The organism is Sphingosinicella ginsenosidimutans (genome assembly GCF_007995055.1).
GTDB classification, from domain to species: Bacteria; Pseudomonadota; Alphaproteobacteria; order Sphingomonadales; family Sphingomonadaceae; genus Allosphingosinicella; species Allosphingosinicella ginsenosidimutans.
In genome coordinates, this window is record NZ_VOQQ01000001.1 from 1,822,768 (window position 1) to 1,836,183 (window position 13,416).

Annotated in this window: 7 protein-coding genes and 1 tRNA gene; 6 read left to right on the plus strand and 2 right to left on the minus strand. The window is 67.5% G+C overall.

Annotated elements, in window-relative coordinates; translation table 11 throughout:
• Nucleotides 1-4: 4 nt before the first annotated feature.
• Complete coding sequence (locus FRZ32_RS09235; protein ID WP_147043232.1) at nt 5-5,380, minus strand: HAMP domain-containing protein; 5,376 nt, start codon at nt 5,378-5,380, stop codon at nt 5-7.
• Between the two features lie 222 nt (nt 5,381-5,602).
• Here FRZ32_RS09235 and FRZ32_RS09240 point away from each other — a divergent pair, with 222 nt between their 5' ends.
• The 3 genes from FRZ32_RS09240 to FRZ32_RS09250 are packed head-to-tail and all read left to right on the plus strand — an operon-like array spanning nt 5,603 to nt 6,515.
• Nucleotides 5,603-5,971 carry a hypothetical protein gene (locus FRZ32_RS09240; RefSeq protein ID WP_147043233.1) on the plus strand — a complete coding sequence of 123 codons (369 nt, stop codon included), beginning with the start codon at nt 5,603-5,605 and terminating at the stop codon, nt 5,969-5,971.
• A 3-nt stretch (nt 5,972-5,974) separates the two neighbouring features.
• The gene (locus FRZ32_RS09245) at nt 5,975-6,250 is read left to right on the plus strand and encodes a DUF5985 family protein (RefSeq protein WP_205008254.1); all 276 of its coding nucleotides are present in this window, start codon (nt 5,975-5,977) and stop codon (nt 6,248-6,250) included.
• A 1-nt stretch (nt 6,251) separates the two neighbouring features.
• The gene (locus FRZ32_RS09250) at nt 6,252-6,515 is read left to right on the plus strand and encodes a DUF5985 family protein (RefSeq protein ID WP_147043234.1); all 264 of its coding nucleotides are present in this window, start codon (nt 6,252-6,254) and stop codon (nt 6,513-6,515) included.
• A 63-nt stretch (nt 6,516-6,578) separates the two neighbouring features.
• On the opposite strand, the gene FRZ32_RS09255 is transcribed toward FRZ32_RS09250, so the two are convergent.
• Nucleotides 6,579-6,654: transfer RNA gene (locus tag FRZ32_RS09255), tRNA-Thr, on the minus strand.
• A gap of 142 nt (nt 6,655-6,796) precedes the next feature.
• On the opposite strand from FRZ32_RS09255, the gene FRZ32_RS09260 reads away from it, so the two are divergent.
• The 3 genes from FRZ32_RS09260 to FRZ32_RS09270 all read left to right on the plus strand — a co-directional run bounded on the left by FRZ32_RS09260 (nt 6,797) and on the right by FRZ32_RS09270 (nt 13,358).
• Nucleotides 6,797-8,113: a PAS domain-containing protein gene (locus tag FRZ32_RS09260; protein WP_147043235.1), complete on the plus strand. Its 1,317-nt coding sequence runs from the start codon at nt 6,797-6,799 to the stop codon at nt 8,111-8,113.
• Nucleotides 8,114-8,188: 75 nt separating this feature from the next.
• Nucleotides 8,189-8,581 (plus strand): cupredoxin domain-containing protein, encoded by a 393-nt coding sequence (locus tag FRZ32_RS09265; RefSeq protein WP_147043236.1) that lies wholly within the window; start codon nt 8,189-8,191, stop codon nt 8,579-8,581.
• Nucleotides 8,582-8,699: 118 nt separating this feature from the next.
• A complete protein-coding gene (locus tag FRZ32_RS09270) occupies nt 8,700-13,358 on the plus strand; it encodes an NAD-glutamate dehydrogenase (protein WP_147043237.1) in 4,659 nt (1,552 codons plus the stop codon).
• Nucleotides 13,359-13,416 lie beyond the last annotated feature (58 nt).

Here is a 13,416-nt window from a genome sequence, read left to right on the forward strand (position 1 = left end):
CTCCTCAGTCCAGCGCCAGCAGCGGCTGGGCAATGCTCGCCGCCTCGCCGCGGGACCGCGCGATCCACACGCGCAGCAGGGCGAGGAGCAGCTCGATGTCGACCGGCTTGGCGATATAATCGGACGCGCCGGCATCGAGGCATTTCTGGCGATCGCCCTTCATCGCCTTGGCGGTGACGGCGATCAGCGGCACGTCGGACAGCGCGGCGCGCTCGCGGATCTGCCGCATCGTCTCGTAGCCGTCCATTTCCGGCATCATGATGTCGATCAGCGCCGCATCGATCCCCGGCGTCTGGTCGAGGATCAGGATGCCGTCCTTGCCGCGCTCGGCGTGAAGCACCTCGACGCCGTAATTTTCGAGCACGCTGGTCAGCGAGTAGATGTTGCGGATGTCGTCGTCGACGATGAGGATCTTCGTGCCTTCGAGCTCCGGCACCTGGGGCGCGCGCGGTGTCGCGGAGTCCTCGACAGGCGGCTTGGCCCGCCGCCGCGGCGTCGTGGCGGCGCGCAGGATCCGCTCGAAGATCGCCGTCAGCGTTTCGGCGGCGACCGGCTTGGAGATGATCTCGGTCGCGCCGAGGCTCGCGGCGGTGTCGACCTTGTCGGCGCCGGACACGACCACGACCGGGATCTGCCCGGCCTCGGCATCGTGCTTCAGCAGGTCGAGCAGGACGAAGCCGTTGATGTCGTCGAGGCCGAGATCGAGGGTGATCGCATCGGGCCTGAGCTTGCGCGCCATGGCGAGCGTGCCGGCGCCGGCGGTCGAGACCACGCCCTTGAGGCCGGCGGCGCGCGCGATGTCGAGCAGGACGGAGGCGAAGGCCACGTCGTCCTCAACGATCAGCACGAACGGGTCGTTGCCGAGATTGTCCCGGTCGTCGCTCACCTCAAGCGTGGCCGGAAGCGCCGAGGGCACCGCCGCCCCGCCATTTTCGTAGCGCGCGGTCGTGGCGCCCGCCGGTGCGGCGATCGCGGCCGCCTCGATCGGGACGAACAGGGTAAAGGTCGATCCCTCGCCCAGCTTTGAGCGCACGTTCAGTTCGCCGCCGAGCAGGCGGGCGATCTCCCGGCTGATCGACAGGCCGAGCCCGGTTCCTCCGAACTTCCGGCTGGTCGTCGCATCGGCCTGCTGGAAGGCTTCGAAGATCAGCTTCTGCTTGTCCTCGGGGATGCCGATTCCGGTATCGGTGACCGCGATCTCGATCACATGCTCGGCGGTCTTGAGCACCGGATGGTTGGTGCTCCACCCGCCCTTGGCGATCCGCGCCGCGAGCGTGACGCTGCCGTTCGCGGTGAACTTGAATGCGTTGGACAGGAGGTTGAGCACGACCTGCTGGAGCCGCTTTTCGTCGGTGCGGATCGTCTCCGGCAGGTTGGCGTCGAACTGGACCTCGAAGTTGAGGCCCTTGTCGGCGGCGAGCTGACGGAAGGTCCGCTCCATATGCTGCTTCAGCGCGATCAGCGGCATGTCGCCGGTCTCGATCGAGATCGTCCCCGATTCGATCTTCGACAGATCGAGGATGTCGTTGATGAGGCTCAGCAGGTCCGATCCGGCCGAGTGGATTGTGCGGGCGAATTCGGTCTGCTTCTCGTTGAGATTGCCCTGCGGGTTGTCGGCCAGCAGCTTCGAGAGGATCAGCAGCGAGTTGAGCGGCGTGCGAAGCTCGTGGCTCATGTTGGCAAGGAATTCCGACTTGTACTTGGAGGTGAGCGCGAGCTGCTCCGCCTTCTCCTCGATCGCCCGCCGCGCCATGTCGATCTCGAGATTCTTCGCCTCGACCTGGCGCTTCTCGTTCTCGAGCAGCTGGGCCTTTTCCTGCAGCTCCTCGTTGGTGGCGTGCAGCTCTTCCTGCTTGGTGGTGAGCTCGGTCTGCCGCGCCTGCAGCTCCTGGGTCAGGAGCTGCGACTGGGCAAGCAGGCCTTCGGTGCGCATCGTCGCGGCGATCGTGTTGAGCACGATGCCGATCGATTCCATCAGCTGGTCGAGGAAGCTGTGGTGCGTCTCGTTGAACGCGCCGAACGAGGCCAGCTCGATCACGGCCTTGACGTCGTCCTCGAACAGGGCCGGCAGGATGGCGATGTTCGCCGGCGCGGCGTCGCCGAGGCCGGATCCGATGCGGATGAAGTCTCCCGGCACGTTCTTCAGCAGGATCGGCCGCTTGTCGGCGGCGGCCTGGCCGACCAGGCCCTCGCGCAGTGCGAATTCACGCTTCAGCGCCTCGTGGCTTTCCGCGCCATAGCTGGCGACGAGCTCCAGGCGGGTTTCCTCTTCCTCGCGCTTGGTGACGTAGAAGACGCCATATTGGGCGTTCACCAGCGGCGCGAGCTCCGACATGATGAGGTTGGACACGGTCGCGAGGTCGCGCTCGCCCTGAAGCATCCGGGAGAAACGCGCGAGGTTGGTCTTGAGCCAGTCCTGCTCGGCATTCTTCAGCGTCTGATCCTTGAGGTTGCGGATCATCTCGTTGATATTGTCCTTGAGCGCCGCCATCTCGCCCGACGCCTCGACGGCGATCGATCTCGTGAGATCGCCCTTGGTCACCGCGGTCGCCACTTCGGCGATCGAGCGCACCTGATTGGTGAGATTCGCCGCAAGCTCGTTCACGTTATCGGTGAGATCGCGCCACAGGCCCGCGGCGCCGGGCACGCGGGCCTGGCCGCCCAATTTGCCCTCGATGCCGACCTCGCGGGCCATGTTGGTGACCTGGTCGCCGAATGCCGACAGCGTATCGATCATGAAGTTGATCGTCTCGGCCAGCGCCGCGATCTCGCCCTTCGCGTCCACGGTCAGCTTGCGCTTCAGATTGCCCTGCGCGACCGCGGTCACGACGTCGGCGATGCCGCGCACCTGGTTGGTCAGGTTGGTCGCCATCAGGTTGACGTTGTCGGTCAGGTCCTTCCAGGTCCCGCCGACGCCGGGCACCTGCGCCTGGCCGCCGAGCTTTCCTTCGGTGCCGACCTCGCGGGCGACGCGCGTCACCTCGCTCGCGAATGAATTGAGCTGGTCCACCATCACGTTGATGGTGTTCTTGAGCTCGAGGATTTCGCCCTTCACGTCGACGGTGATCTTCTTGGAAAGATCGCCGCGCGCCACCGCGGTCGTCACCTCCGCGATGTTGCGGACCTGGCCGGTCAGATTGTCGGCCATCAGGTTGACGTTGTCGGTGAGGTCGGCCCAGGTTCCCGCGACGCCGCGCACCTGCGCCTGGCCGCCGAGCTTTCCTTCGGTGCCGACCTCGCGGGCGACGCGAGTCACCTCGGACGCGAACGAGTTGAGCTGGTCCACCATCGTGTTGATGGTGTTCTTGAGCTCCAGGATCTCGCCCTTCACGTCGACGGTGATCTTCTTCGAAAGGTCGCCAAGCGCCACCGCGGTCGTGACCTCGGCGATATTGCGGACCTGGCCGGTGAGGTTCGCCGCCATCGCGTTCACATTGTCGGTCAGGTCCTTCCAGGTGCCGCCGACGCCCTCCACCTGCGCCTGCCCGCCGAGCTTTCCTTCCGAACCCACCTCGCGCGCCACGCGGGTGACTTCGGAGGCGAAGCTGTTGAGCTGATCCACCATGACGTTGATGGTGTTCTTGAGCTCGAGGATCTCGCCCTTCACATCGACGGTGATCTTCTTCGAAAGGTCGCCCCTTGCGACGGCGGTCGTCACCTCGGCGATGTTGCGGACCTGGCCCGTCAGATTGCCGGCCATCAGGTTGACGTTGTCGGTCAGGTCCTTCCACGTGCCGCCGACGCCCTCGACCTGCGCCTGCCCGCCGAGCTTGCCCTCCGATCCGACCTCGCGGGCGACGCGGGTCACCTCCGATGCAAAGGCGTTCAGCTGGTCCACCATGACGTTGATGGTGTCCTTGAGCTCCAGGATCTCGCCCTTCACGTCGACAGTGATCTTCTTCGAAAGATCGCCGCGCGCGACCGCCGTCGTCACGTCGGCGATGTTGCGGACCTGGCCCGTCAGGTTCGCGGCCATCAGGTTCACATTGTCGGTAAGATCGGCCCAGGTGCCGGCGACGCCGGGCACCTGCGCCTGCCCGCCCAGCTTTCCTTCGGTGCCCACTTCGCGGGCGACGCGCGTCACCTCGCTGGCGAACGAGTTGAGCTGGTCCACCATCACGTTGATGGTGTCCTTGAGCTCCAGGATCTCGCCCTTCACGTCGACGGTGATCTTCTTGGAAAGATCGCCGCGCGCCACCGCTGTGGTCACCTCGGCGATGTTGCGGACCTGGCCGGTCAGGTTCGCCGCCATCAGGTTCACATTGTCGGTGAGGTCGGCCCAGGTGCCGGCGACGCCAGGAACCTGCGCCTGGCCGCCCAGCTTGCCCTCGGTGCCGACTTCGCGGGCGACGCGCGTGACTTCCGATGCGAACGAATTGAGCTGGTCCACCATCGTGTTGATGGTGTTCTTGAGCTCCAGGATCTCGCCCTTCACGTCGACGGTGATCTTCTTCGAAAGGTCGCCCCGCGCGACCGCCGTGGTGACGTCCGCGATGTTGCGGACCTGGCCGGTCAGGTTCGCCGCCATCAGGTTCACATTGTCGGTGAGGTCGGCCCAGGTGCCGGCGACGCCGGGGACCTGCGCCTGGCCGCCGAGCTTGCCCTCGGTGCCCACTTCGCGCGCGACGCGGGTGACTTCCGATGCGAACGAATTGAGCTGGTCCACCATCGTGTTGATGGTGTTCTTGAGCTCCAGGATCTCGCCCTTCACCTCGACGGTGATCTTCTTCGATAGATCGCCCGAGGCGACGGCGGTCGTCACTTCGGCGATGTTGCGGACCTGCCCGGTCAGGTTCGCCGCCATCAGGTTGACGTTGTCGGTGAGGTCCTTCCAGGTGCCGGCGACGCCCTTCACATTCGCCTGCCCGCCCAGCTTTCCTTCCGTGCCGACCTCGCGCGCGACGCGCGTGACCTCCGAGGCGAAGGAGGCGAGCTGCTCCACCATCGTGTTGACGATCTTGCCGATCCGCAGGAATTCGCCGCGCAGCGGGCGCCCGTCGATCTCGACCGTCATCGCCTGCGAAAGATCGCCCTTGGCGACCGCGCCGATCACGCGCGCGACCTCCGCGGTCGGCTGCGCCATGTCCTCGATCAGCTCGTTCATCGATCGCAGCTTGGCTTCCCAGCCCCCGGTCGCGCCGCGCACCCGTCCGCGCTGGCTGATCTTGCCTTCCTTGCCGACCACGACCGACAGCCGCTCGAACTCGTCGGTCATCTGCTGTTCGAGGGTGACGACCTCGTTGAAGAGCCTGGCGATCTCACCGTCCTGGCCGGGCAGGTCTTCGGGGAGGCGCACCGAAAAATCGCCGCGTCGCAGGTTGCGGAGCGCGGCAAGAAGCTCTCGACGATCGAGGAAAGTACGCGCGGCCAAGTCGTTCACACATCGCTCCTTCGTGCGGCCCCCCGCCCGAATCCGATGCAGATCTCGGTCCTATCCGAGCCACCATATCAACAACATCGGTAAACGAGTCACCAAAAATGCGCGGGGGCTAATCGGGGGCCATGGGTTGCATCGCGCGGCGCCCGCTGGCTACAAAAGGGGCGGGGCAAGTTCGATCCATGCGAAATCCGGGGCCGGAGAAGGGATTTTCACCGCGCTTTCATGTCTTCCGACGCTCTTTCTACGTTCATCCGCTCGACCTTCCGTTCCGTCTGGGCGCTGGAACTGCTCTGCCTGCTGAGGCAGAATCGCGGCCGCGGCCTCACCCATGAGGAGATGGTCGCGCGGTTGCGGGGGAGCGATCTGGTGGTTTCGCAAAGCGTCGAATCACTGACGGCGGCCGGCCTTGTCCTCTCGGAATCCGACGGGTCGATCCGCTACGCCCCCGTGTCCGACGATCTCGACCGCCTCGCCGCTGACGCCGAGGCGCGCTACGCCAGGAGCCCCGATGCGGTGCGGCGCCTGATCGTCACCGCCGCCAATCCGAGCGTGTCGGCCTTTGCCGACGCATTCAGGCTGAGGAAGGACTGAGGCGTGGGAGAGGTCTTTCCGACGATCGTCTATCTGCTGTGCTTCCTGACCAGCGCGGCCTGCGCGGTCCTGCTCGCGCGCAACTATCTGCGCACGCGGATGCGGATGCTGATGTGGAGCGCGCTCTGCTTCTTCTTCCTGTCGTGCAACAATTTCATCGTCATTCTCGATCTGCTTATCTTCCCGGACACCGATTTCCGCGTGTGGCGCACGCTCACCTCGCTGGGCGCCGTCGGCGTGCTTCTGTTCGGCTTCATCTGGGATGGTTCGGAGGACTGACATGGCGACCATCTACGCCTTCCTCTCCGGCGCGGTCGCGATGGGATATGTCGCCGCCGGACTGTTCTTCCTGCGCTTCTGGTCGCGGACCCGCGAAGGCCTGTTTCTCGCCTTCGCCTGCGCCTTCTGGCTGCTCGGCGCATCGCAGGCGGTGATGACGCTGACCGACATCCCGGTCGAGGAACGGAGCGGCCTCTTCCTCCTGCGCCTCGCCGCCTTCCTGCTGATCCTCGTCTCGGTCGCGCTCAAGAACCGCCGCGCCTGAGACGGCGCGCGGCGCGCCGGAAGCGGGCGCATCCCAAATGCGCGGGGAGGAAGGTATCGAAGGTGGTGCCGCTTGTCAGACTCGAACTGACGACCCCATCATTACGAATGATGTGCTCTACCGGCTGAGCTAAAGCGGCCCGGCGTTCGGGAAGCGCGCCATTATCAGCGGGTCCGGCGAAAGACAAGCGTGCCGCCGGTTCGCGCGTCCTTAACCATATCTCAACCGCTCGGGTGCACCTTGGCGCCCACTCAAACGCGCGTGCCGGGGAACGCCCATCGATGGACAGCTTGCGGGGTTTTGAAGAGGACGCGCCAGCCGCCTGGCAAGGTGACGACGAGCCCGCGCCCGAGCGGCCGCCCGAAATCGGCGTGGACGAGCGGCGCATGCATGTTCGCGCCTACAATTACTGGGTCTCCCTGCTCGGCGATCGCCCGTTCCCGTCCATCCAGGATGTCGATCCGCAGAGCCTGGAGGATTTCGGGCCGAACAGCGTCCTGCTCGATTTCTCCGCCGATCCGGAGGATCCCGCGGTCGCCTTTCTCGGCCATGCGCTGCGCAGCGAATGCGAGCTCGACCGGTCGATCGAGCGGATCAGCGAGGTGCCCGGGCGCTCGCTCCTGTCGCGGCTCACCGATCATTACCTCCAGATCATCGCCAATCGCGCGCCGATCGGCTTCGAGGCCGAGTTCATCGGCCTTCACGGCCGTCCGACGCTCTATCGCGGCATCCTGATGCCGCTCTCGTCGAACGGCGAGGAGATCGATTTCGTCTATGGCGTGATCAACTGGAAGGTCATCGCCGACAACGAGACGACCGATGCGCTCGCGATCGAGGTCGGCCAGTCGGTCGCCGCCGCCCCGGCGCCGAGCGAAAGCCCGGTCTGGGCCGACGGCCCGACGGCGCATCTCGAGGACGAGCCGGCCTTGCCGGCGCTTTCGGAGGAAGCCGGGCTGACGCTCAGCCTCTGGCCCGAGGAGGTCGAGGGCGATGCCGTGCCGGCCGCGCTCGATGCCGATGCCGGGCTGGCCGACCGGCTCGGGCATGCCCGCGAAAGCGCGTCGCTCGCGCTCGGCGCCGATCGCCGCAGCCGCGCCGCCCTGTATCGGGCCCTCGACGATGCCTATGCCTTCGCCCGCGCGGCCGCCGCCGCGCCGGACGATTATGCCGAGCTGCTCGAAGATGCCGGGATCAAGGCGCAGGCCCGCGCGCCGATGACCCCGGTCGTGAAGCTCGTCTTCGGCGCGGACTATGACAAGACGCGCCTCACCGAATTCGCCGCCGCCCTTTCCTGGGCAGAGCGCGAAGGGATCGTCGTGGGCAGCCTCGCCGATCACCTCGAATCCTTTCCCGGCGGCCTCAAGGGCATCGTCGCTGCGGAACGCGCCCATCGCCGCCCGGCGGCCAAGGCCGATCCGCTCGCCGAGAGCCGCGCCCGGCTGCGCGCCGCGCCGCCGATCGCCGAGGTTCCGGTCCAGCTTCCGGGCGAGGAGGAGTTCGTCCTGATGGTCGCGCGGCGCACCGGCGCGGGCCTCGCGCTCGTCGCCCCGGTGGCGGATCGCCGCCTCGTCGAACAGGCGATCCGCAAGACGGCGTAAGCGGCCTGCCCTTTGCGCGGCCATGTCGCGGCCCTATATCCGGCGCCAGCCCGTGGGCGGTGACAGGAGACCGACATGCGCCTCAAATCCTTCCTTCCGCTCATCCTCGTTCTCGCCGCGCCGGCGGCGGCACAGCCCGATGCCGGCGATGCCCTGACGGTCGAGGTCCACCTGTCGAGCTTCAGCTTCGATCCGTCGGCGGTGCGCGTGCCGCATGGCCGGTCGGTCGATCTCAGGCTCGTCAACACCGGCAATGGCGGGCACAATTTCTCCGCGCCGCAATTCTTCGCCGCGGCGACGGTCGCGCCGGCCGATGCGGCGCGGATCCGCCGCGGCGCGGTCGAGGTGCCGGGCCACGGGACCGTGGACATCCACCTCGTCGCCCCGGCCGCCGGCCATTACGACCTGCGCTGCACCCACCCGCTTCATGCCGCCTTCGGGATGCGCGGCGCGGTCGAAGTCGACTGATCCAAGCGGCTTGCCCGGCCCGTCCACCGGCCTTGCTCCGGCGCAAAGGGCGGCGCTATAGCCGCGACCACGACGGACCCCGTTTCCGCCGGTGGAGAGAGCGCCGGGAGGCCATTGAATGAATTCGCAGAACAAGGTCGCGGGGGACGCTGCTCGTCAGCGCCTGGTGGAGAAGCTCGTCGTCGCCCTCTGCCACGGCGCCCTGCCGGGCGAGCTGGACGGTTTCACGGACGACGACCGGCGCGCGGCGGCGGCCTTCGTCGCGACCGCCTGCGAGCGACGGCCGAACGGCACGCCGGTGGTGAAGATCGAAACGACCGGCACCCGCCTCGGCGAGCGCGGGATGCGCCTGTGCGTCGCCAACGACAACATGCCGTTCCTGGTCGATTCGGTCGCCGCGGCCATCTCGGCGCGCGGGCTCGTCATCCACCGGCTGCTCCACCCCGTCCTGCCGATCCGGCGCGACGCGAAGGGCGCGCTCGTCGATGTCGGCGATGGCGAGGGATCGGTCCGCGAATCGATCATGTATATCGAGGTCGACCGCGCCGATGCCAAGGTACGCACCGAGCTTGCGGCCGAATTGCGGACCGTGCTCGATTCGGTCCGCGCCGCGGTGCGGGACTGGCCGGCGATGCAGGCGCGGATGCGCGCCGATGCGGCGGCGCTCGACGATGACGAAGGCCGCGCGCTGCTCGAATGGTTCGCCGGCGGCGCGATGACCCTGCTCGGTTTCGAGGTCGAACGGCCGGATCAGCCGGCGAGCGAGACGCTCGGCATTTTCAGCCTGCCCGGCGATCCGACCGACGAGGGCGGAAGCGAAGGCGCGATCCGCTATTTCGAAAAGGGCGGCGAGATTCCGCTGATGGCCAAGGCCGATCGCAAGTCGCCGGTCCATCGCCATGTCCCGCTCGATCTGGTCTGCGTGCCCGTGCGCGAGAATGGCCGCATCACCGGCGTCGGCGTCCATGTCGGCCTGTGGACCAGCCAGGCGCTCAACGCGCCGGTCGAGGACGTGCCGTTGCTGCGCCGCCGCCTCGCCGAGCTGGAGGCCGGCTTCGGTTTCGATCCGGCCGGGCATAGCGGCAAGGCGCTGCGGCACGCGATGACTTCGCTGCCGCACGATCTGCTCATCAATCTCGACACCGATTCGGTGCGCACGCTCGTCGTCACCGCCATGTCGCTGGCCGATCGGCCGCGCCCGACGCTGGTGCTCGTCCGCTCGATCCTCAAGGGGCATCTCTTCGCTTTCGTCTGGCTCCCGCGCGACGAGCTCACCACCCGCCGGCGGGTCGAGATCGGGGAGATGATCGGCACGGCGGCGAAGGGCCGCCAGACCGCCTGGTCGGTCGATCTCGGCGACGGCGACCTCGCCTTGCTTCGCTACACCTATGCGGTCTCGGCCAAGCAGCCGACGCCGGACCGGGCGGCGCTCGATGCCCAGCTCGATGCGATGGTGCGCGGCTGGGCGCCTGCGGTGGAAGCGCGGCTCAACCATCTGGTCGGCGCCAATCGCGCGGCGCGCCTCACGCTTCAGCACGCGAACAGCTTTCCGCCGCCCTATCGCTCGCGCTACCCGGCGGAGGACGCGGCGGACGATATCGTCCGGCTCGATCTCCTCCCCAACGAACGGGCGCGCTCGGTCCGCCTCTATCGCCTGCCGATCGATCCGGAGAGCCAGATCCGGATGAAGATCTACCGCCATGGCGGCCTCATTCCCCTGTCCGATGTCGTTCCGGTGCTGGAGAATTTCGGCTTCCGCGTGCTCAAGGAAACGCCGACCAAGCTCGAAGGCGAGGGGGGCGAGAGCAACATCCACGAATTCCACGTCGCCACCGCCGACGGATCGGATGCCGGCGCGGTGATGGCCCGCGCCTCGGTGATCGAGGCGGCGATCGCGGCCGTGCTCGAAATGCGCGCCGAAAATGACGCGTTCAACCAGCTCATCGTCTCGGTCGCGCTCGATCCGGAAGGGGTCGTGCTGCTGCGCGCCTGGTTCCGTTATCTGCGCCAGACCGGCCAGTCCTATGGCCTCGCGACCGTGGTCGAGGCGCTTCGCAAGGCGCCGGATGTCGCGCGCGGCCTCATCTCCCTCTTCGCCGCGATGCACGATCCGGCGCTCGCGGCGCCGCGCGACGAGGCCGTCCAGGCCGCCGAGAAGCGCATCGACAAGGGGCTGACGAGCGTCGCCGCGATCGACGAGGACCGGATCCTGCGTCTCCTTCGCGGCGTCGTCGCGGCGACCTTGCGGACCAACGCCTTTTCGCCGGCCGCCGAGGAAGCGCTCGCCTTCAAGCTCGATTCCGCCGCCGTCCCGAACCTTCCCGCGCCGCGGCCGTGGCGCGAGATCTGGGTCTATTCGCCGCGCATCGAGGGCATCCACCTGCGCGGCGGACCGATCGCTCGCGGCGGTCTTCGCTGGTCCGACCGGCGCGACGATTTCCGCACCGAAATCCTCGGCCTGATGAAGGCGCAGCTCGTCAAGAACGCCGTCATCGTCCCGACCGGCGCCAAGGGCGGCTTCTATCCCAAGCAGCTGCCGCCGGCGTCGGATCGCGACGCCTGGCTGGCCGAAGGCACGGAAAGCTACCGCATCTTCATCCGCGCGCTCCTTTCCGTCACCGACAATATCGTCGCCAACAAGGTCGTCCATCCGCCCAAGGTCGTGATCCGCGACGGGGACGATCCCTATTTCGTCGTCGCCGCCGACAAGGGCACGGCGACCTTCTCCGACGTCGCCAACCAGATCGCGACCGATCGCAAGTTCTGGCTCGGCGATGCCTTCGCGAGCGGCGGCAGCTATGGCTATGACCACAAGGCCATGGGCATCACGGCCAAGGGCGCGTGGGTCTCCGTCCAGCGCCATTTCAGGGAGCTCGGGATCGATGTCCAGAAGGACACGATCCGCGTCGCCGGCGTCGGCGACATGTCCGGCGACGTGTTCGGCAACGGCATGCTGCTGTCGAAGGCGATCAAGCTGGTCGCCGCCTTCGATCATCGCCACATCTTCCTTGATCCCGATCCCGATCCGGCGACGAGCTGGAAGGAGCGCAAGCGGATGTTCAATCTGCCGCGCTCCAGCTGGGCGGATTACGATCCGAAGCTGATCTCGAAAGGCGGCGGCGTCTTCCCGCGCAGCCAGAAATCGATTCCGCTTTCAAGAGAGGTCCGCGCGCTGCTCGGCATCGACGCGGCGGAGGCGGAGCCCGCGCGGGTGATCCAGGCGATCCTCAAGGCGCGGGTCGATCTGCTCTGGTTCGGCGGCATCGGCACCTACATCAAGGCGTCGAGCGAGAGCCATGCGGATGTCGGCGATCCCGGCAACGACGCCATCCGCGTCGACGCCGCGGATGTCGGCGCCAGGGCGATCGGGGAGGGCGCGAACCTCGCCATCACCCAGGCCGGCCGCATCGAATTCGCCGAAATGGGCGGGCGCAACAATACCGACTTCATCGACAATTCGGCCGGCGTCGATTGTTCGGACAACGAGGTCAACATCAAGATCCCGCTCAACCGCGAGATGCTCGAAGGGCGGCTCGATTTCGAGGCGCGCAACCTGCTGCTCGCGGCGATGACCGACGAGGTCGCCGATCTGGTGCTGGAGGATAACCGGCTCCAGACATTGGCCTTGTCGATCGCCGAGCGTGGCGGCGCGGCCGCGCTGCCGCAGATGGTGCGCGTCATCGAGCTGCTCGAGGAAAGCGGCCGGCTCAACCGCGCCGTCGAGGGGCTGGAGAGCAACGAGGACCTGCTCCGCCGCGCCCAGCAGAATCGCGGTCTCACCCGGCCGGAGCTCGCCGTCCTGCTCTCGACGACGAAGATGCGGCTGCAGGCGGCGATCGAGCAATCGGGCTTCACCGACGATCCGACGCTGGAGCCCGAGCTGCTCGCCGCCTTCCCGAAGGCGATGCAGGAGGGGCATCGCGAGGCGATCCTTCAGCATCGGCTGAAGAGCGAGATCATCGCGACCAAGATCGCCAATCGCCTCGTCAACCGGCTCGGAATCATCGCGCCCTTCGCGTTGACCGAGGAGGAAGGGGCATCCTTCGGCCAGGCCGCCGCCGCCTTCGTCGCCGCCGAGCGCCTGTTCGACATGAGCGCGTTGTGGGCCGACATCGAAAAGGCCAATGTCGACGAACAGGTCCGGCTCACCCTGTTCGGCGAGGCCGCGACCGGCCTTCAGCTCCACGTCGCCGATCTCCTGCGCTCCATTCCGGCCGGCGCCAAGCCCGGCGCGATCGTCGCCGAGCTCGCCCCCGGCCTCGCCCGGCTCCAGGGCGCGCTCGACGAGCTGCTGCGGCCGGAGCCGCGGGCGGATGCCGCGGGCCTGCGCGCCCGGCTCGATGCCGCCGGCGCGCCGCGGGGGATCGCCGATCGAATCGCGCGCCTGTTCGAGCTCGACGGTGCGGTCGGCCTCGCCCTGCTGGCGCGCCGCCGCAAGCTCGACGAGATCATGCTCACCAAGGCCTATTCACGGCTCGGCGAGGTCCTGGGGCTGGATTGGGCGCATAATGCGGCCAAGCATTTCCAGCCCACCGACCAGTGGGAGCGCCTGCTGACGGCTGGGCTCTCGCGCGATTTCGAGCAGCTGCGGCTCGATTTCATCGACCAGCGCGGCGGCGGCGATCCCGCCGCGTCGGTCGAGGCGTGGATCGCCGATCAGGCGCCGCGCATCGAGCAGTTCCGCCACACTGTCTCCCGCGCCCGCACCGCGCCGGCGATCACGGTCCCGATGCTGGCCCAGATCGCGACCCAGGCGCGGGCGCTGCTGGCGAGATAAGGCTCAATCCTCACTGTCGCCGCAGGCGATGGGGAGGGGGGCCGGCTGAAAGCCGGTG